General features: G+C 64.0%; 18 protein-coding genes. 15 read left to right on the top strand and 3 right to left on the bottom strand.

Annotated elements, in window-relative coordinates; all coding sequences use genetic code 11:
* Window positions 1-2: 2 nt before the first annotated feature.
* From fliM to VF194_RS01530, 6 genes are all read left to right on the top strand, one after another.
* Complete coding sequence (fliM, locus tag VF194_RS01555; protein WP_330887331.1) at window positions 3-1,040, top strand: flagellar motor switch protein FliM; 1,038 nt, start codon at window positions 3-5, stop codon at window positions 1,038-1,040.
* Complete coding sequence (locus VF194_RS01550; RefSeq protein WP_330887329.1) at window positions 1,040-1,534, top strand: DUF6468 domain-containing protein; 495 nt, start codon at window positions 1,040-1,042, stop codon at window positions 1,532-1,534. Before fliM ends, VF194_RS01550 begins: the two co-directional genes overlap by 1 nt.
* Window positions 1,531-2,478, top strand: a complete 948-nt coding sequence (locus VF194_RS01545) for a MotE family protein (protein ID WP_330887327.1) — start codon at window positions 1,531-1,533, stop codon at window positions 2,476-2,478. Before VF194_RS01550 ends, VF194_RS01545 begins: the two co-directional genes overlap by 4 nt.
* A gap of 140 nt (window positions 2,479-2,618) precedes the next feature.
* Window positions 2,619-4,040: a DUF1217 domain-containing protein gene (locus tag VF194_RS01540; protein WP_330887325.1), complete on the top strand. Its 1,422-nt coding sequence runs from the start codon at window positions 2,619-2,621 to the stop codon at window positions 4,038-4,040.
* 4 nt (window positions 4,041-4,044) lie between these two features.
* On the top strand, window positions 4,045-4,458 hold the full coding sequence (locus VF194_RS01535; protein WP_330887323.1) for a response regulator: 414 nt from the start codon (window positions 4,045-4,047) through the stop codon (window positions 4,456-4,458).
* 207 nt (window positions 4,459-4,665) lie between these two features.
* Window positions 4,666-7,890 (top strand): hypothetical protein, encoded by a 3,225-nt coding sequence (locus VF194_RS01530; protein ID WP_330887321.1) that lies wholly within the window; start codon window positions 4,666-4,668, stop codon window positions 7,888-7,890.
* A 12-nt stretch (window positions 7,891-7,902) separates the two neighbouring features.
* Here the strand turns inward: VF194_RS01530 and fliP are convergent, their stop codons facing one another.
* From fliP to VF194_RS01515, 3 genes are all read right to left on the bottom strand, one after another.
* On the bottom strand, window positions 7,903-8,682 hold the full coding sequence (gene fliP, locus VF194_RS01525) for a flagellar type III secretion system pore protein FliP (RefSeq protein ID WP_330887319.1): 780 nt from the start codon (window positions 8,680-8,682) through the stop codon (window positions 7,903-7,905).
* Complete coding sequence (locus tag VF194_RS01520) at window positions 8,675-9,019, bottom strand: hypothetical protein (RefSeq protein WP_330887318.1); 345 nt, start codon at window positions 9,017-9,019, stop codon at window positions 8,675-8,677. Before VF194_RS01520 ends, fliP begins: the two co-directional genes overlap by 8 nt.
* Before the next feature lie 80 nt (window positions 9,020-9,099).
* Window positions 9,100-9,381, bottom strand: coding sequence for an EscU/YscU/HrcU family type III secretion system export apparatus switch protein (locus VF194_RS01515; RefSeq protein ID WP_330887316.1), 282 nt, complete (start codon window positions 9,379-9,381; stop codon window positions 9,100-9,102).
* 179 nt (window positions 9,382-9,560) lie between these two features.
* Here VF194_RS01515 and flgB point away from each other — a divergent pair, with 179 nt between their 5' ends.
* From flgB to VF194_RS01470, 9 genes are all read left to right on the top strand, one after another.
* On the top strand, window positions 9,561-9,983 hold the full coding sequence (gene flgB, locus VF194_RS01510; protein ID WP_330887314.1) for a flagellar basal body rod protein FlgB: 423 nt from the start codon (window positions 9,561-9,563) through the stop codon (window positions 9,981-9,983).
* 23 nt (window positions 9,984-10,006) lie between these two features.
* A complete protein-coding gene (gene flgC, locus VF194_RS01505; protein ID WP_330887312.1) occupies window positions 10,007-10,417 on the top strand; it encodes a flagellar basal body rod protein FlgC in 411 nt (136 codons plus the stop codon).
* Between the two features lie 17 nt (window positions 10,418-10,434).
* Window positions 10,435-10,734, top strand: coding sequence for a flagellar hook-basal body complex protein FliE (fliE, locus tag VF194_RS01500; protein ID WP_330887310.1), 300 nt, complete (start codon window positions 10,435-10,437; stop codon window positions 10,732-10,734).
* Window positions 10,735-10,816: 82 nt separating this feature from the next.
* Complete coding sequence (gene fliQ, locus VF194_RS01495; protein ID WP_330887308.1) at window positions 10,817-11,083, top strand: flagellar biosynthesis protein FliQ; 267 nt, start codon at window positions 10,817-10,819, stop codon at window positions 11,081-11,083.
* An 11-nt stretch (window positions 11,084-11,094) separates the two neighbouring features.
* Window positions 11,095-11,859, top strand: a complete 765-nt coding sequence (locus VF194_RS01490) for a flagellar biosynthetic protein FliR (protein WP_330887306.1) — start codon at window positions 11,095-11,097, stop codon at window positions 11,857-11,859.
* A gap of 9 nt (window positions 11,860-11,868) precedes the next feature.
* Window positions 11,869-12,966, top strand: coding sequence for a flagellar biosynthesis protein FlhB (gene flhB, locus VF194_RS01485; protein WP_330887304.1), 1,098 nt, complete (start codon window positions 11,869-11,871; stop codon window positions 12,964-12,966).
* 2 nt (window positions 12,967-12,968) lie between these two features.
* On the top strand, window positions 12,969-15,281 hold the full coding sequence (locus tag VF194_RS01480) for an ATP-binding protein (RefSeq protein ID WP_330887302.1): 2,313 nt from the start codon (window positions 12,969-12,971) through the stop codon (window positions 15,279-15,281).
* A gap of 315 nt (window positions 15,282-15,596) precedes the next feature.
* On the top strand, window positions 15,597-16,673 hold the full coding sequence (gene recA, locus VF194_RS01475) for a recombinase RecA (protein ID WP_330887300.1): 1,077 nt from the start codon (window positions 15,597-15,599) through the stop codon (window positions 16,671-16,673).
* 379 nt (window positions 16,674-17,052) lie between these two features.
* The gene (locus VF194_RS01470; protein ID WP_330887298.1) at window positions 17,053-17,985 is read left to right on the top strand and encodes an IS1595 family transposase; all 933 of its coding nucleotides are present in this window, start codon (window positions 17,053-17,055) and stop codon (window positions 17,983-17,985) included.
* Window positions 17,986-18,160: the final 175 nt, after the last annotated feature.

Genomic DNA, 18,160 nt, shown 5'->3' with positions numbered 1-18,160 from the left:
TCATGGCGGATACTGTTGGTGATGGCGAGGCGGAATGGGCCGGCGGCGGAGGCGGCGACGCTGACGATGGCGGCTCCACGCGCATCCTGAACCAGGACGAAATCGACAGTCTTCTCGGTTTCGATGCAAGTGTCGAGGAAGATGCCGACAAAGCCGGCATCCGCGCCATCATCAACAGCGCGCTCGTCTCTTACGAGCGCCTGCCTATGCTCGAGGTGGTGTTCGACCGCCTCGTGCGCCTGATGACGACTTCCCTGCGCAATTTCACGTCCGACAACGTCGAAGTCTCGCTCGACAACATCACCTCGATCCGCTTCGGCGACTATCTGAACTCGATCCCGCTGCCGGCGATCCTGAGCGTGTTCCGCGCCGTCGAGTGGGACAATTACGGCCTGCTTACGGTCGACAGCTCGCTGATCTATTCGATCGTCGACGTGCTGCTGGGCGGCCGGCGCGGCACCGCCGCGATGCGCATCGAAGGCCGCCCCTATACCACGATCGAGCGTAACCTGGTCGAGCGCATGGTCAATGTCGTGCTCGATGACATGCGGGCCGCCTTCGAGCCGCTGGCGCCGGTCAATTTCTCCTACGACCGCATCGAGACCAATCCGCGCTTCGCCACCATCGCCCGCCCGGCGAACGCGGCAATTCTTGCCCGCCTGCGCGTCGATATGGAAGACCGCGGCGGCCGCCTTGAATTGATGCTGCCCTACGCGACGCTGGAGCCCGTCCGCGAACTTCTGCTGCAGATGTTCATGGGCGAGAAGTTCGGCCGCGACTCGATCTGGGAGAACCACCTCGCCACCGAACTGTGGTCGACCGATGTCGAGATCGAGGCGGTGCTCGACGAGCAGGTGATGACGCTGGGTCAGGTGATGAACCTGGAGGTCGGCAAGACCGTCATGTTCAACGCGACGCCGGATTCCGTGGTGCTGATGCGCTGCGGCGGCGTCTCGATGGTGGAAGGCCGCATGGGCCGGATGGGCAACAACATCGCGGTCAAGATCGAGCGCACCCTCAAGAATCTGGGAGGGGCGTGATGACGCTGTCGCTCGTTGTCGAAATCGTCGTCGCCGTCCTGCTGGTGATCACGCTGTCCATATCTTTGGTGCTCAACCGGCGGCTGGGCAATTTGCGCGCGAACCAGGACGAGATGCGCCGCCTGATCGCGGATTTCGACAAGGCGTTGATCAAGGCCCGGCAGGGCATGAACGAGTTGAAAGCGGCCTCGGCCGCCGCCGATACCGCGCACGAGGAAAACCTCAAGCAGGCGCGCGCCTTGCGGGACGAACTCAGCTTCATGATCGAGACGGCCGATCGGCTGGCCGACCGCCTTGCCGGCGAAGCTGCCAATACGCGGGCAGTCCGCCAGCAGCAAGCCGTGCCGGAGCGCAAGCCGGACATGGCGAAGGCGCCGGTCACGCCATTCCGCAAACCCGTGGCCGCGGCGGGAAGCGCCGCTCAGGATTTCAAGCTGGAGCCGCGTTCCGAGGCCGAGCGTGAATTGCTGATGGCGTTGAGACAGACGCGATGAAAAAGACGGCGGCGAATAAATCTGCTGCCGTCCAGGCCAGGCCGCGCAGGCGGCTGGCAGGGCGCGTCCGTATTCTGCCATTGACCATCCTGGCATTGGCCCTGCTGCTCGGCTTGAAGATCGGCACGCTGTGGGAAGGGCGAGGGGAACTCTTCGTTACGGCGGCCGGCGCGCAGCAAGCGGCGCCGGCGCAAGCGCGCTCAAGCCAGGGACAGCCGACGAAGTTGACGCCTGAGAAGCCTGCCGCCGAAGGGCAAGCGGCGAAGCAGCAGCAGGTGGCCCAGGGCAATGCCGCGCCGCAGGCGGAAGCGCCGAAACAGCCACCGGCCGAGCAGCCGCCGTCTGCCAATGCCGCCGGCGCGTCCTCGGCGATCCAGTCGCTGGCAAGCCGGGATCCGACCACGTATACCCGCTCGGAAATCGAATTGCTGGCCAATCTTGCCCGGCGCCGCGATCAGCTCGAGCAGCGCAGCCGGGAACTCGACATGCGCGAGAGCCTGCTGGCGGCAGCGGAAAAACGCCTCGACGAGCGTATCGCCGCGCTGAAGAAGCTCGAGGGCAGCATCAAGCAGATCGTCCAGGAGCATGACCAGCAGGAAGAGAAGAATCTGCAAGGCTTGGTCAAGGTCTATGAAAACATGAAGCCGAAGGATGCGGCGCGGATTTTCGAGAAGCTGGATTCGAACGTCCTGCTCGGCGTCGCCGAGCGCATGAAGGAAGCCAAGCTGGCGGCCATCCTTGCCGATATGGATCCGGCGGCGGCGCAGGACATCACCGTGCGCCTGGCAACGCGCAAGCTGATCCCGGTAAATCTGCGGGCCGGCATTCAGGAGCAGGCAGCCTCGGCCGCGCCGGAGCGCAAGGCGCCGGCTGCCGCGGCCGGCGCCGCAGCGAGCACAGCTGGCACCAAAAATCCCGCCAAGCCGGCCACGCCGGGTGGTTAACATAGGGTTAATCGGCTGAACTCAAAAGCAAAACTCGGTATTGCCGCATCGCGCCTGCATGGTAGGATGACGGCGATTCCGATCTAGCCCGGAGAAGCCGGGATATCGGTCACCGTCAGTGCCGCAGGAGGCGGGCAGGGATGGCGATAGATCTCAGCATATTGCTTGGTACATCGACGACCAGCACGGCGACCATGTCGCCGCTGGCGATGTACAAGAAATTGCAGAAGCTCGCGGAAGAGAACAAGCAGGCCCACGCCGCGGACGAATCTGCGGAGAAGGCCAAGGAAGTTACGCGCGAATTCAACAACGCCGCGATCCGGCTGCGCAACAGCCAATACAAGGTTCAGAACGCCCAGGTGGAAGCCGACGCCACCTATTTCAAAAATCGCGCCGCGACTGCGACGACGGTCTCGGAGTTGATTGACGACGACCGCTTCCTCAAGGTTCTGGCCTATGCCAATGGTTTTGGCGATCTCTATATCAATGATCGCCAGCGCCTGCGCGACATTCTGACCAGCGATCTGAACGATCCGAATTCGGTTGCCAATCAGGGCACGCTGCAGGAGCGTGAGCTGGCGAAGAAATACAATTTCGGCGCCACTGGTACGCAGCTCGACACCAACGGCAATACGGTCGGCTGGGATGCCAGCGGCAATATCGTCAATGACGCTACCGTGGTGACGGCTCTGCCCGCCGGATTGGCCAAGCTTAAGAAGCTGGCTGTCGATATCAACGGCAGCGCCCTGGTCGATGGCACCACCGGGAAGCTGATAAGTGGCACCGATCTGGCTGCTACGGATGCTGCAAGCTACACTTCATCGCAAAGCAAGGCTTTGCTGTCCGAAGAAGCGGCTCCGACCAAGAAGACGGACTACTACGAATTTGAAGGTCCCGAATTTGAAACTTTCCGCAATCGCAAAGACATCCAGGCCGATGTCGCCTACTACAAGGAAAACATCACCAAGATAAAATCGCTGGATGACCTCTTCGGCGATTACCGATTGTTCAAGTTCCTGCTCGCCTCCTACGATCTCGAAAGCGAGGCGCAATATCCGGGCAAGATTCGCAAGATACTCGAAAGCGATCTCACCGACCCGAATTCGCTTGCCAATCGCTTCCAGGATCCGCGGTTCAAGAAACTGGCCGAGGATATCAACCCGAACGTCTTCGGGGTGCTCAAATTGACGCTGCAATCGGCGGCGGACGAAGTGGCGACCCGCTATGAGCAGGTTGCATACGAAAAACACCTAGACGAGCAGGCGCCAGGCGTGCGTGCCGCCATCGAATTCGGGCGCCGCATCAAGGACGTGGATCAGACGGTGCAACTGCTCGGCGACAATGTCCTGCGCGAGGTGGTGCTGGTCGGCAATAACATTCCGCAGCAGATCGCTTACCAGGATGTCTCCAGCCAGGTCACGGCCGTGGAGAAGCGCGTCGACGTCAACGCTTTGAAGAGCGACCAGAGCGAAGTCGACAAGCTGGTGCTGCGATATCTGACCTTCAAGGACAGCGCCGGTACGGGCAGTCCGCAGAGCTATCTGCTCAATTTGTTCGGCTGACCCGGTGCCGGTCGCAGCGTCGATACGCGGTTCGGCGGCAATCCTCTCGCTTCCGGTTCTCGTGGTGGATGATCATCGCACCATGCGGGCGGTCATCGCCGCCCGTTTGCGCCAGATCGGCTTTCAGGACATCGATACCATCGACGATCCGGTCAGCGCTCTGACCATGCTGGGGCAGAAACGGTACGGTGTGATTCTGTCGGACTGGAATATGGCCCCGATGGACGGCCTGGCTTTCCTGCGCGCCGTGCGGCAGGCCCCGGAGACGAGAACGGTGCCCTTCATCATGGTTACTGCCGAAGCCCGGCCGGAAAACATCATGGCCGCCAAGCGGCTGGGGGTGGACGGGTATATCGCCAAACCCTTTGACACGGCCCTGCTGAAAAGCAGGCTGGCTGCGGTGCTGGGGCCGTTTTGAGCATCGGTTGCGTCGGTAAAACAATCCGTTAACCGTATCATCCTATGCTGCCATACCCCTATAATCTGCCCAAGCAGTGAGATTTCGACGCGAGTAGCAGGGAGTATGACAGACAGCCATACAACGCTCTCTGCGGCCGCGAAAAAGCCGGGCCGCCGCGGCATCGGTCCCGCCATCGCAGTGGCGGGAATGTGCGGTTTGCTGTTCTTGCCGGCTCAAACTCTGGCCCAGACACCGCAGATCAATACGCCGCCGCTGGGTGCCGGCAAGGCCAGCCCCGCCCGGCCGCCCGCGCCGACGGCTGCTCCCGCGCAGGCCGTAACGAAGCCGCCGCCAGCCAGCCCGGCCGCCGCGCCGATACGCCTGCGCGCCGGCGATCATCCGACCTTCACGCGGCTGGTATTCGACTGGCCCGAGCGGGTCGAATTTTCCGTCTCGGCCGAGGGCGGGAAGGCGACCGTGCGTTTCGCCAACCCCACGCCGGTCGATCTTGGCCGCTTGCCGGATTTTCCGCCGCGCGGCATTAGCGGTTTGTCGGCGCGCATCGAAGGCGGCGCGAGCATCGTAACGTTCGGCATGCCGGACGAGGCCACGATCAAATCCTGGCGCGACGGTACGAAGATCGTGCTCGACGTCGCGCAACCTCGCGAAACCAAAGCCGCCAAGGCCGACAGCCCCGAAGCCAAGCCGACCGAGCCAAAGCCAGCCGCCGGGCCAAAGATGGCCGAGCCGAAGATGGCCGAGCCGAAGATGGCCGAGGCCAGGCCGAAGGCCGACGACAAGGCTGCGGCCCAGCCGAAGCCGCAGACTCCGCCCAAGGCCGAAGAAGCGGCCAAAGCGCCGCCGGCGCCCAAGCCTGCCGAGAACCAGGCCAAGCCGGCACCCGCTGCATCCTCGACGGCCTCCGGATCCGCCAAAGCGGCTGCGCCGCAGAATGGCGTGCCGGCCGCTGCGCCCATCGAGCCGGTCCAGACGGCCGCTCTCGGCACCTTCATGCCTGCGCCGCCGACCGGGCCGATCGCCGGCGAGCCGCTGGTGCCGGGCGTCGATTCCACCCGGACCGGGCCGCTGCTGCATTTTCCCTGGACCCGGCCGGTTGGTGCGGCAGCGTTTCAGCGCAACGGCTATCTCTGGCTCGTCTTCGACCGTCCGGCCGTCATCGATCTGCGGCCCATCACCACACGCGACTGGAATGGCGCGATCAACGGGGTGGAGCAGTTGCCGATGCCGGGTCTGACGGTGCTTCGGCTCGCCGTTCCCAGCGGCACCACGGCGAATTTCACCCGCCGCAATGCCGGTTGGCAGGTTGCCATCAATACCGTCGCCCCATCGGACCTGGTGCCGAAAGAGGGCGCCCCTGCCGGTACCGATCCGGCTCCGGTCAGCCACAGTCAGGCGATCGACGTGCGCCGCCAGCTCGATGCCGATGGCGGCGCCAAGCTGTTCTTCGCCGCCAACGATCCGTCGCCGCAGGTGCAGGTGCAGGACCCCGATACCGGCGATGTGATCACCGTTCTGCCTTATGCCGGCGCGAATGGCGGCGTTCCGGGCCAGCGCGATTTCATCGAACTCAGCGTGCTGCCCAGCTTCCAGGGTTTCGCCATCGAGCCGCATGCCGACAATCTCGACATCCGGCGCTTTCCGCGCGGCGTGGAGATCGGCACGCCGAACGGCCTGTCGCTGTCGGCGCCGCGCGGCGCCGATCCGCGCAGCGGCGTCACCGAAATCCTCAGATTCGCCGAATGGCGCAATGTCGAGGGCAAGGATTTCCGCGAGCAGAAGGAGAATCTGCTGCATCGCGTGGCGGTGGCCCCGCCGGGACAGCGCCAGGCGGCGCGCATTGCGCTGGCGGAATTTTTCGCTGCGCATCACATGGAACCGGAAACCCTGGGCGTGTTGGCCAGGGCGCGGGCGGAGCAGCCCGATCTTGAGCGCGACAAGCTGTACCGGGCGCTGCGCGGCATCGCCAATCTGGGGCTTGGCCGGCTCGACGACGCGGCGAACGATCTCGATTCCAAGATCTTCGACGACGACCCGGATGTCCTTGCCTATCGCGGTGCACTGGCGGGAGAGCGCTATGACTGGCCCGCCGCCCGCCGCGCTTTTTCGCTGGCCGGGGCCGCCGTCGCGCGGTTTCCGGCCGATCTGCGCGCGCCGCTGCGCCTGACCATGGCGCGCGCCTGGCTCGCTGGCGGCGATGTCGCGGCGGCGACGGCGGAGATGCAGGCGCTGCAGGGCGACAGCCTCACGCCCGGACTGGCGGCCGAGGCCAATTATGTGCGCGGCATGCTGGCCGAGGCGACCAACAAGCCGGAAGAGGCGATCCGCTATTTCGACCTCGCCTCGGCCAGCGGCGATCGGCGCGCCCGCGCCTTGGCCGAATTCGCCAAGACCGAGCTGATGCTGTCGCGCAAGCTGATCGATACGGCACAGGCGATCGAGCGGCTGGACAAGCTGCGCTTCGCCTGGCGAGGCGGCCCCTATGAATTCAATCTGCTGCGCCGCCTGGGCGAATTGCAGTTCGCGGTCGGAGACTTGCGCAGCGGCATCACGACCTTCCGTCAGGTGGTCAAATATTTCCCGAAATCGCCGGATATCCCGCTGCTGAACAAGCAGATGAGCGACGAGTTCACCAAACTCTTTCTCGATGGCGGCGCCCAGTCACTGCCGCCCTTGGCGGCGCTGGCGCTGTTCTACGATTACCGCGAGTTGACCCCGCCGGGACCGGAAGGCGACGAGATCATCGGCAAGCTGGCGGATCGTCTCGTCTCGGTCGATCTGCTCAACCGTGCCGCCGAGCTGCTCGAGCACCAGATCAAGTACCGCCTGCGCGGCGAAGACCGCGCCAAGGCCGGCGCCCGGCTGGCGGTCGTCCATCTGCTGGATCACAATCCCGATGGCGCGCTCAAGGCCTTGCAGGATACGCAGGCGGCCAACCTTTCTCCTGCCGTCGCCGAGGAGCGGCGCCTGCTTCAGGTCCGGGCCCTGGGCGATCTCGATCGCTTTGCCGAAGCATTGAATCTGCTCGGCCAGGACGAAGGCACGGAAGCGAGGAACCTGCGCGCCGATCTGTACTGGCGCGCCAAGGACTGGCCGGCCTTTGCCCGCGTCGCCACCCAGATTCTCGGCAATGGCGCCGCCGATGCCGGGCCGCTTTCGGCCGATCAAAGGAAACTCGCTCTGCAGCTCGCTGTCGCCTATTCGCTCAGCAACGATACGGCGGCGCTGGACGAGCTGTATCACAAATACGAAGCCAAGTTCCGCGACACGCCCGATGCGGCCGCCTTCACGGCCGTGGCCAGCACGATCAACCGCGCCAATGGCGATCCGCGGGAAATGGCCGCCACCATCGCCCAGATCGGCCAGTACGAAGCCTTCATGAGCCGCTATCGCGACCGGGTCGCCAAGGGCGGCCTGAGCGCGATCAACTGACGCCGCTCGGCGTCAGTGGGCGCCGAGGAAGCTCTGCACCAGGGCGGCGCAGACGAGGTTCCAGCCGTCCACCAGCACGAAGAAGATCAGCTTGAACGGCAGCGAGATGATCACTGGCGGCAGCATCATCATGCCCATGGACATCAGCACCGAGGCGACGACCATGTCGACCACGATAAAGGGGATGAAGAGCAGGAAGCCGATCTCGAAAGCGCGCTTGAGTTCGCTGATCATGAAGGCCGGGATCAGCACGCGCAGCGAAATATCCTCCGGCCGGGCCGGCGGCGGCAGGTTGGCGAACCCGGAGAACAGCGCAAGGTCCTTCTCGCGCACCTGGCTGCGCATGAATTCGTGGAACGGCGCCATGGTGCGATCGAAGGCGGTCGCTTCGTCGATCTGCTCGTTGATCAGCGGCTGAATGCCCTCGTTATAGGCCCGCTCGAAGGCCGGCTGCATGATGAAGAAGGTGAGAAACAGCGCCAGGCTGATCAGCACGCTGTTCGGCGGTGTCGTCTGCGTGCCCATGGCGCTGCGCAACAGCGACAGGACGACCACGATCCGCACGAAGCTGGTGATGACGATGAGGATGGACGGCGCCAGCGCGAGGACGGTGGTCAGCGCGATGAGCTGGATGACCCGGCCGGTGAGCGTGCCGCCGCCCTGGCCCAGATCGATGGTGACCGACTGGGCCCAGGCGGGCAGCGGCAGGATCAGGGCGATCAGCAGGACAACGGCAGCAACCGATGCCGCGCCGATCCAATGCCGGGGCCAACGGCAAATCCTGTCACGCATCGCGATTGCGTCCCGGCATATGCAGCGTGGGCCATGTGATGGGGCCGGGCATGTCCGGCTCTTGCGGTGGCGGCGCGACAATGCCGGTTTCAATCACAAGGTCGCCATCGCTGCCCAGCAGCAGCAGGTGTTCGGTATCGTCACGGCGGACCAGAACCAGGCGCCGCGAGCCATCGACCGGCATGGTCTCGATCACGCCGATGCGCTGGCCGGGACGCCAGCGGCCGCCAAACCGTCCGGAGCCCGACAGAAGCCGCATGCCGAAATAGAACAGGCCGAGCAGAACGAGCAGGCCGCCGAAGGCCAGCGCTATTTTGGTGAAGTCAATGGTGTCCATACCCAGCCCGTGCCTATAGTTTACTTTGGAAGTTGCTGCCGAGTCGGGTCAAGCCGGAACGATCTGTCGATAGCGGGGGCTCATTCCGGCGGCGCCTTGCCCTGGGAGCGGTAGATGTAGCTGAGGATTTCGGCTACGGCGGCGAAAGCCTCCAGCGGGATCAGGGAGTCGATATCCAGCTTGGACAGGATTTCCACCAGGTCGGAATCCTGTCGCACCGTGATGCCGTTATCCAGGGCGATGCGCACGATCTGGTCGGCGATGAAGCCCTGGCCGCTGGCCACTACCCGAGGTGCCTCTTCGCGGACGGGATCGTAGCGCAATGCCACGGCCTTAGGGCGGGGCGGGGGCTTTCGTGACATGGGGGACTCGGCCATGACGGCTCCGGAATATCGGTAACCATCTTATCACCCGGCCGGGTTAACCGAATCTTTACGGCTAGGGACCACCCTGCGATCCACAGGCAGAAGCCGCCCGCAGGGGCGGCTGGCGGTCCGCTCTTGGGCTTGACGCCCGTGGAATGACGGACGGGGTATTGGGCATGGATCTTAACAGTATCGGACTGTTGAAGGCGATCACCGAGCGCATGGAATGGCTCGGCGAACGTGAACGTGTCCTGGCGGAAAACATCGCCAATGCCGACACTCCCGGCTACAAGCCGAAGGATCTGAAGCAGGTCAGCTTCGGCGACCTCCTCAAAGGGCCGAACGGAACGCAACTCGGGATCACCGCCCGCGTGACCCAGCCGGGTCATCTCGGCGGCTTTTCCAGCGGCGATGGCGGCAAGTGGCGGGTCACGCGCAGCAAGACCTACGAAACGGCGCCGGACGGCAATGGCGTCAATCTGGAACAGCAGATGATGAACGTGGCGGAAACCCAGGCTGACCACAATCTGATGACCAGCCTCTACCGCAAGCAGATCGGCATGTTGCGCAAGGCGCTCGGCCGCGGTCAGGGCGGCTAGGCTCAGGCGGCGAGGAATAGGCGATGGATCTCAAGGACGCGATGAAAATCTCCGCCTCGGGCATGCGGGCCCAGGGCGAGCGCCTGAAGGTGATTTCCGAGAATCTGGCCAATGCCGACTCGCTGGCGAAGGCGCCCGGCGGCGATCCGTATCGGCGCAAGGTGGTCAGCTTCAAGACGGAACTCGATCGCGCCACCGGCGCCCGGCTGGTCGAGGCGCAGAAGCCGACCACGGATCGCTCGGATTTCGAACTGAAATACGATCCCGGCCACCCGGCGGCCAATGCCGATGGCTATGTGAAGATGCCGAATGTGCATCCGGTCATCGAGATGGCCGACATGCGCGAGGCCCAGCGCAGCTACGAGGCGAATCTGAATGTCGTCGACGCGGCAAAGCAGATGATCAATCGCACCATCGATCTTCTGCGCAACTGATGGCGGGAGATTAGGACATGGCCGATCTACGCATCGCTAATCCGCTGCAGGGCGTCGCCGGTTCGGTCGGCACGGCAGGCACCGGACAGGTCAAGCCGGCCGGCGGCTTCGGCGAATTGCTGAAGGAAGCATTGCAGAATACCGTCGAGGCGTCGCGCCAGGCGGAAGCCGAGTCCGCCAAGGCGGTGGCCGGCAAGGCCGACATCACCAGCGTGGTGACGGCGGTTTCCAATGCCGAAATGGCGCTGGATACGGTCGTCGCGGTGCGGGATCGCGTTATCACGGCCTACCAGGAAATTCTTCGTATGCCCATATAATATGCGCGGGCCCGTTTCATCGGGCCCATATGATTGGGCAAGGCGCGATTAACCGCTATTATCGGCGGCGGAGAACGAGTCGATGACAGCCGTCGAAGTCACAGACGTCATGCGCGATGCCATCTGGGTGCTGCTCAAGATCGCAGGGCCGCCGATGATCGTCAGCCTGGTGCTCGGGCTGCTGATCTCCCTGTTTCAGGCGCTGACCCAGCTGCAGGAGCCGACCCTGACCTTCGTGCCGAAAATCCTGGCGATCTTCGGCACGCTGGTGATCACGATGCCCTTCATGATCTCCACCATGGTGAGCTTCATGGAGCAGCTGTCCCAGCGCATCGCCGGACTGCAATAGCGGGGCGGGCGGTGCTGCAGGACATCGTCGCCGGGAATGTCTACGCCTTCATACTGATCTTCTGCCGCCTCGGGGCGGCGATGATGTCGCTGCCGGGCGTGGGCGAGAACTCGATTCCCGCCCGCATGCGGTTGACGATCGCGCTGCTGACCGCCGGACTGACCGTGCCGATCCTCGGCGCGAAACTGCCGCCGCTGCCGCCCCAGCCGCTGCAACTGGCTGTTCTGGTCGTCACGGAGATCGGTTTGGGCCTGGCGCTCGGGCTGATGGCGCGGCTGTTCCTCTCGGCCCTGCATATCGCCGGCACGGTGATCGCCATGCAGGCGGGCCTGTCCTCGGCCGTATTCTTCGATCCCAGCCAGGGCTCGCAAAGCGCGCTCGTCAGCAGCGCCCTGGTGCTTTTCGGCGTCGCGCTGGTTTTCGTCACCGACCTGCATCTTCTGGCGCTGCAGGCGGCCTATGACAGCTACACGCTGTTTCCGCCGGCGCAGGTGCCTTCCTTCGGCGATTTTGCCCAGGTCGCAACCCATGTGGTGAGCGGCAGCATCGTCCTGGGGGCGAAATTCGCGGCGCCGTTCATCGTCTACGGCATCGTCTTCAACGTCGCGCTCGGATTGCTCAACCGCCTGATGCCCACGCTGCAGATTTTCTTCATCATGCAGGCGCCGCAGATCGCGCTGGCGCTGATCCTGCTCGGCCTGTCGCTGACGGCGATCGGCTTGTCGTTCACCAGGCATTTCGAGGAACAGATGTCGCAGTTCCTCGCTCCGCGCTGAGGATGGCGTATGGCTGAAGACGCCGATCCGGAATCCAAAACAGAAGACCCTTCCGGCAAACGGCTGGCCGATGCGCGCGACAAGGGCAATATCGCCCGCTCGCAGGAAATCGGTCATTGGTTCATGTTCCTCGCGGCCCTGATCGCCGCGTGGATGCTGGGCGGCTCGCTGGGGCGCGGCGTGGTCGGTTCGCTGCGGGTGTTCTTCGAGCAGCCGGAGCAGATTCCGATCGATCCCGCTCACCTCACCAGACTGGCGACGGACCTGTTCGCCAATATCGGCATCGTGCTGTCGCCGGTGATCGGGCTGTTCGTGGTTTTCAGCCTGGCCGGCAACGTGCTGCAGAACCCGCCACATTTCAGCGCCGAGCGCCTGAAGCCCGACATCTCGAAGCTGTCGCCGATCGCCGGCTTCAAGCGCATCTTCTCGATGACGGGCGCGGTCGAGTTCGTCAAGAACCTCACCAAGATCAGCGTCATCGGCATCGTTCTGTTCTCGATCCTCTGGCCGGAACTCGATTCGCTGGAAACGCTCGTCGATCTCGATCTGGTCGTGATGATCCCGTTGATCCTGCGTACGATCCTGAAACTGCTCGGCGCGCTGATCGGCATCATGATGGTCGTCGCCGTAGCCGACTATCTCTATCAGCGCTACAGCTACATGAAGAACCTCCGCATGACCAAACAGGAGGTCAAGGACGAGCACAAGGAGACGGAAGGCGATCCGATGATCAAGGCGCGGCTGCGCCAGATCCGCATGCAGCGTTCGCGCAAGCGCATGATGGCCGCCGTCCCCGAGGCCAGCGTCGTCGTCACCAACCCGACCCATTTTGCCGTCGCGCTGAAATACGAGGCCGAGAAGATGAGCGCGCCGACCGTGGTCGCCAAGGGTGCCGACCTGCTGGCCCGGCGCATCCGCGAGATTGCCGCCGAGCATAAGGTGCCGATTGTCGAGAACCCGCCGCTGGCGCGCGCGCTGTACAAGGTCGAACTCGACGATCCGATTCCGATCGAGCATTACCGCGCGGTCGCCGGCGTGATCTCCTATGTGATGCGGCTGAAGGACGGCCTGGAGGCGCGTTACGAGGCCGAGGCCGAGGTCGAATAGCCATGGCGCGGCTGGGAGGATACCGTCTCGGATGGCTGATCCGGCCGGAGCGGATGCTGGCGGCGGCGAGCCCGTTTCCGCGCCTCGTCATGCGGGCCGGCGCCGTCGTTGCGGCGAATGACGCCTATGCGGCGCTTGCCGGCCGGCTGGGCGCCAGCGGCATTCCCGCTCTGGAGCAGTTGCTCCGTGCCGGCGGCGGCGATGCCGAGGTCGTCCGGCGCCTGCAGGACATGCTGCCCTCGGGTACAGGCACCGCTCGAACGAGCGCCGTGCATGAGGATGTCCGGGTCGCTGCCGGCGGCGAGACGCTGACCTTGCGCATTTCGGCCATGACGCATCCCGCCCGGCGCCGCTGCACAATCTGGGATGTCCTGCCGTTGCCGGCCGATGGCAGGGAAGTCGACGATCTGCGGCGGCAGCGCGACGAATTGGCCGCCTTCATCGACAACGCGCCGGTCGGCCTCTATTCCGTGGCGCCCGATGGCCGCTTCCTGTTCGCCAACCGCACTTTCGCGGCCTGGACCGGCCGCCGGCCGGAGGATCTGGTCGGCGAGAATGTCATGCTGGCCGACGTGCTGCAGCATGCGCAGGCGCGCGAAGGCCAGGCGATGACGCCGGACTGGGAAGGCGGCGAGGCCAAGCTCAGGCCCCTGGCGCAATCCGCGGCGGGAGAGGCCGGCGCGGGCTTTCGCCTCGTCGGGGTCAGCCAGACCATGGTGCCGGCCCCGAACGGTCAGCCGGCGCGCTACAGCGCCGTGGTGCACGATCTCGGCCTCGAACTGCGCCAGCGCGGCACCCTGCGGCCGGTGGAGGCCGAGTTCCGCCGCTTCTTCGATCAGGCGCCGATCGGCATCCTGGTGCTGGACGCCGCCGGCACGATCCGCGACGCCAACGCCGCCTTTGCCGCGCTCTGCGGCCGCGAGGACTGGCTGGGCGAGCGGCTGGCCGCGCTGGTGCGCGAGGAGGACGCCCTGGCGCTGACCCGCCATCTCATCGCGCTGCGCCGCGGCAAGACCTTCGACCGTCCGCTGGAGATCCATCTCGCCGGTCCGCGCAACCGCGTCGTCGAGGTCTTCGCCGCCTCGGCGGCCGAGCGGGACGACGGCCAGTCGCCGCAACTGGTCTATCTCGTCGATACGACCGAGCAGCGCAACCTGCAGACCCAGTTCCATCAAAGCCAGAAGATGCAGGCGGTCGGCCAGCTTGCCGGCGGCATAGCGCACGACTTCAACAACCTGCTCACGGCGATGATCGGCTTTTGCGACCTGCTGCTGCAGCGGCATCAGCCGGGCGATCAATCCTTCGCCGACGTCATGCAGATCAAGCAGAATGCCAGCCGCGCCGCCAATCTGGTGCGCCAGCTGCTGGCTTTCTCGCGCCAGCAGACCCTGGTGCCCAAGGTGCTGGACGTCACCGACGTGCTGGCCGACCTGCGCAACCTGATCGGCCGGCTGATCGGCGAGACGATCACATTGAAGATGACGCATGGCCGCGATCTCGGCCTGGTCCGCGTCGACCAGGGCCAGCTCGAGCAGGTCATCATCAATCTGGCGGTCAATGCGCGCGACGCGATGAGCGAGGGCGGCGAACTGCGCATCCGCACCAGCAACTGGCAGACTGACACGGCCATGCCGAGCGGCACCGAAATCATCCCGCCCGGCGAATACGTGCTGATCGAGGTGGCCGATAACGGCCACGGCATCGCGCCGGAAAACATCGGCAAGATTTTCGATCCGTTCTTCACCACCAAGGCGGTCGGCGCCGGCACGGGCCTGGGCCTGTCCACCGTCTACGGCATCATCAAGCAGACCGGCGGCTTCATTCAGGTGGAAAGCGAGGAGGGCAGCGGCGCCTGCTTCCGCATCTTCCTGCCGCGGCACCGGCCGAGCGCCGCCGAGCTTGCCGCCGCGCGCGACGATGCGCGCCATGTCAGCCAGGACCTGACCGGGCAGGGACTGGTGCTGCTGGTGGAAGACGAGGATGCGGTGCGCAGCTTCGCGGCGCGCGCCCTGCGCAACAAAGGCTATACCGTGATCGAGGCGGCGTCCGGCGAACAGGCGCTCGCCCTGCCGGCCGAGCAGCTCGACCGCGTCGAGCTGCTGATCTCCGATGTCGTGATGCCGAATCTGGACGGCCCGAGTCTGGCGGCGGAGCTGCGCCGGCGGCGCGCCGCGCTCAAGGTGCTGTTCATCTCGGGCTATGCGGAAGACAGCCTGCGCAACAACCTTGCCAAGTCTCCGCATGTGAACTTCCTGCCCAAGCCTTTCTCGCTCAGCCAGTTGGCCGGGAAGGTGAAGGACGTAATGGGGACCTAGCGGGCGCGTTATGAGCTGCCGGCGGGGCGTGCGGCCGCCCGCATTACTCCCGCAACGGGAAAATCGCCCTTTTCAGGCCATTCCTATCGACTTCCAATTGTACGGTCTGGGTCCGGATTCGAGGGCGGCGAGCCCGGCCCGTAAAAGCGGAACATTTCCGTCCAGGTGCTGTACATGCAGGGAACAATCAGAAAATATCCAGCGAAAACGAGGATTTGTCGATTTCGCTGGACAATGGCAACTTTAACCGAACATATAGGGTCAGAACCGCGTATCGTTGCAATTCCCCGGTCCCCATGAAAGGATGCAGCCGCTATGTCGACCCCCAATCTTCGCGTCGTGGAAAAGGACAGCATGGACAAGAGTAAAGCCCTGGAAGCGGCGCTCTCGCAGATCGAGCGTACTTTCGGCAAGGGCTCCGTCATGAAGCTTGGCGCGCGCCAGAGTGTCGAGATCGAGGCGATCTCCACCGGCTCGCTTGGCCTGGATATCGCGCTCGGCATCGGCGGCCTGCCGCGCGGGCGCATCATCGAGATCTACGGCCCGGAAAGCTCGGGCAAGACCACCATCGCGCTGCATGCGGTGGCGGAGTCGCAGAAGAAGGGCGGCACCTGCGCCTTCATCGATGCCGAGCATGCGCTGGATCCGGCCTACGCCCGCAAGCTGGGCGTCAATGTCGGGGAATTGCTGATCTCGCAGCCCGATACCGGCGAGCAGGCGCTGGAGATCGCCGACACGCTGGTGCGTTCGGGCGCGATCGACGTGCTGGTCGTCGACTCGGTCGCGGCCCTGGTGCCGCAGGCGGAATTGGAAGGCGAGATGGGCGACACCCATGTCGGCCTGCAGGCCAGGCTGATGAGCCAGGCCCTGCGCAAGCTGACCGCCTCGATCTCCAAGTCGAACACGATGGTGATCTTCATCAACCAGATCCGCATGAAGATCGGCGTGATGTTCGGCAACCCGGAGACCACCACCGGCGGCAACGCGCTGAAATTCTATGCCTCTGTCCGCCTCGATATCCGCCGCGTCGGCTCCATCAAGGTGCGCGACGAGGTGGTCGGCAACCAGACCCGGGTGAAGGTGGTCAAGAACAAGGTCGCGCCGCCCTTCAAGGTGGTCGATTTCGACATCATGTATGGCGAGGGCATCTCCAAGACCGGCGAACTGATCGACCTCGGCGTGAAGGCCAATGTGGTCGAAAAGTCCGGCTCCTGGTTTTCCTTCGACAGCCAGCGGATCGGCCAGGGCCGCGAGGCCGCCAAGCAATTTCTGAAGGAAAATCCGGAGGTTGCCAACAAGATCGAAGCCGCGATCAAGGCCAATGCCGGGATCGTGGCGGCCGCCATCGATGCCGGCGCCGAGGGCGCCGAAGACGAGGCGGGGGACGACTGATTGCCTTTTCCCCTCTGGCCGCTATCTGGCGGCCTATGAGTTCTCTCCTCCATGGGAACCCCGGCATCGGAACTCGATGCCGGGGTCTTTTTTTGGCGCCATTAAGAATGCCGATGGCGCTCTAAACAGAAACGATCGAACTCTTTTTCGCCATGCCCGCGAATGCGGGCATCCAGGGGCCATCGGCCTGAGCCTTTATCCCTGGGCTCCCGCTTGCGCGGGAGCGACGGAGGAGGCGTCTGCATCGCGCGCGAGCCTGGGGCAGGAGAGACATCATCGGGCTCCCATGGAACATAAAAAGATATATTGACTAAAATCCCAATTATATACTTGACACCACAAACCCACCGGGTAGTATGGGCGGCAACAGGAGCCGACCATGACCAAGATCACCGACCCAATGTTTACCGACGAAACCGCCGCCCGGGCGGTTGTCGAGGGCATCCGTTGGCCGAACGGCCCGGTCTGCGGTCATTGCGGCGAGACTGAGCGCCGGTATGCCACCAAGCGGGAGGGGCGTTACCGCTGTGGCAATCCGGCTTGCCGGAAGGACTTCACGGTTACGACTGGCACCGTGATGGAAAGCAGCCACATCAAACTGAATAAGTGGCTGTTGGGCTTCTACCTCGTTTCGTCCAGCAAGAAGGGCATGTCAGCCCACCAGCTCCACCGGATGCTGGGCGTCACTTACAAGACTGCGTGGTTCATGCACCACCGCATCCGTGAAGCTATGCGGGCGGGCGGTTTAGACCTTCCGCCGCTTGGTGGCAATGGCAAAATCGTTGAAGCCGACGAAACCTACTTTGGCGAAGTCGAGAACCCGAAGCCGCGTGATCCGCGCAAGGGCCCGTACACCAAGGGCGGTAAGTCCGGCCCGTCAAACAAGCGCGCCATTATCTCGCTCGTGGAGCGTGGCGGCAGCGTTCGCTCGTTCCATGTTCCGCGTGCCGATCTGCATACCGTGACCAAGATCGTGAACGAGAATATCGACCGCGAAACCCGTTTGATGACGGACGAAAGCCGCCTCTACATCACGCCCGGCAAGTCCTTTGCCTCGCATGAAACCGTGATCCATTCCGCCAAGGAATATGCTCGTGGTGACGTGCATACCAACAGCGTTGAAGGCTACTTCTCGATCTTTAAGCGCGGCATGCGTGGTGTTTACCAGCATTGCAGCGAGAAGCATCTGCATCGCTATCTGGCGGAGTTTGATTTCCGCTACAACGCCCGCTTTGTAACCGATGGGGAACGGGCAGCCCTTGCCGTCAAAGGCGCGGAAGGCAAGCGGCTGACGTATCGACAGCCTAACTAAACCCCTCCCGCTGACCATGCGGGCTTGGTTCATACGCAAGTATGTGAAGCAGCTTAAGAGGAAGCCTTAACGGGCTTCCTTTTTCGCTTGGGCTTTTCTCCCTGCTTAGGGATATCCTTTAGCGGCTTTGGGGGAGTCGATAGCGCACCGCGCAACGCTTTATCAAACCGGCGCG

This window comes from Ferrovibrio sp. (assembly GCF_036381655.1).
Classification (GTDB): domain Bacteria; phylum Pseudomonadota; class Alphaproteobacteria; order Ferrovibrionales; family Ferrovibrionaceae; genus Ferrovibrio.
This window is presented reverse-complemented; position numbering and strand designations above follow the sequence as displayed.

Bases quoted from the DNA above. Each gene is read 5' to 3' on its own strand.
- fliM (WP_330887331.1), top strand. From the start codon at position 3: ATGGCGGATACTGTTGGTGATGGCGAGGCGGAATGGGCCGGCGGCGGA.
- VF194_RS01550 (WP_330887329.1), top strand. From the start codon at position 1,040: ATGACGCTGTCGCTCGTTGTCGAAATCGTCGTCGCCGTCCTGCTGGTG.
- VF194_RS01545 (WP_330887327.1), top strand. From the start codon at position 1,531: ATGAAAAAGACGGCGGCGAATAAATCTGCTGCCGTCCAGGCCAGGCCG.
- VF194_RS01540 (WP_330887325.1), top strand. From the start codon at position 2,619: ATGGCGATAGATCTCAGCATATTGCTTGGTACATCGACGACCAGCACG.
- fliP (WP_330887319.1), bottom strand. From the start codon at position 8,682: ATGCGTGACAGGATTTGCCGTTGGCCCCGGCATTGGATCGGCGCGGCA.
- VF194_RS01520 (WP_330887318.1), bottom strand. From the start codon at position 9,019: ATGGACACCATTGACTTCACCAAAATAGCGCTGGCCTTCGGCGGCCTG.
- VF194_RS01515 (WP_330887316.1), bottom strand. From the start codon at position 9,381: ATGTCACGAAAGCCCCCGCCCCGCCCTAAGGCCGTGGCATTGCGCTAC.
- flgB (WP_330887314.1), top strand. From the start codon at position 9,561: ATGGATCTTAACAGTATCGGACTGTTGAAGGCGATCACCGAGCGCATG.
- flgC (WP_330887312.1), top strand. From the start codon at position 10,007: ATGGATCTCAAGGACGCGATGAAAATCTCCGCCTCGGGCATGCGGGCC.
- fliE (WP_330887310.1), top strand. From the start codon at position 10,435: ATGGCCGATCTACGCATCGCTAATCCGCTGCAGGGCGTCGCCGGTTCG.
- fliQ (WP_330887308.1), top strand. From the start codon at position 10,817: ATGACAGCCGTCGAAGTCACAGACGTCATGCGCGATGCCATCTGGGTG.
- flhB (WP_330887304.1), top strand. From the start codon at position 11,869: ATGGCTGAAGACGCCGATCCGGAATCCAAAACAGAAGACCCTTCCGGC.
- VF194_RS01480 (WP_330887302.1), top strand. From the start codon at position 12,969: ATGGCGCGGCTGGGAGGATACCGTCTCGGATGGCTGATCCGGCCGGAG.
- recA (WP_330887300.1), top strand. From the start codon at position 15,597: ATGTCGACCCCCAATCTTCGCGTCGTGGAAAAGGACAGCATGGACAAG.
- VF194_RS01470 (WP_330887298.1), top strand. From the start codon at position 17,053: ATGACCAAGATCACCGACCCAATGTTTACCGACGAAACCGCCGCCCGG.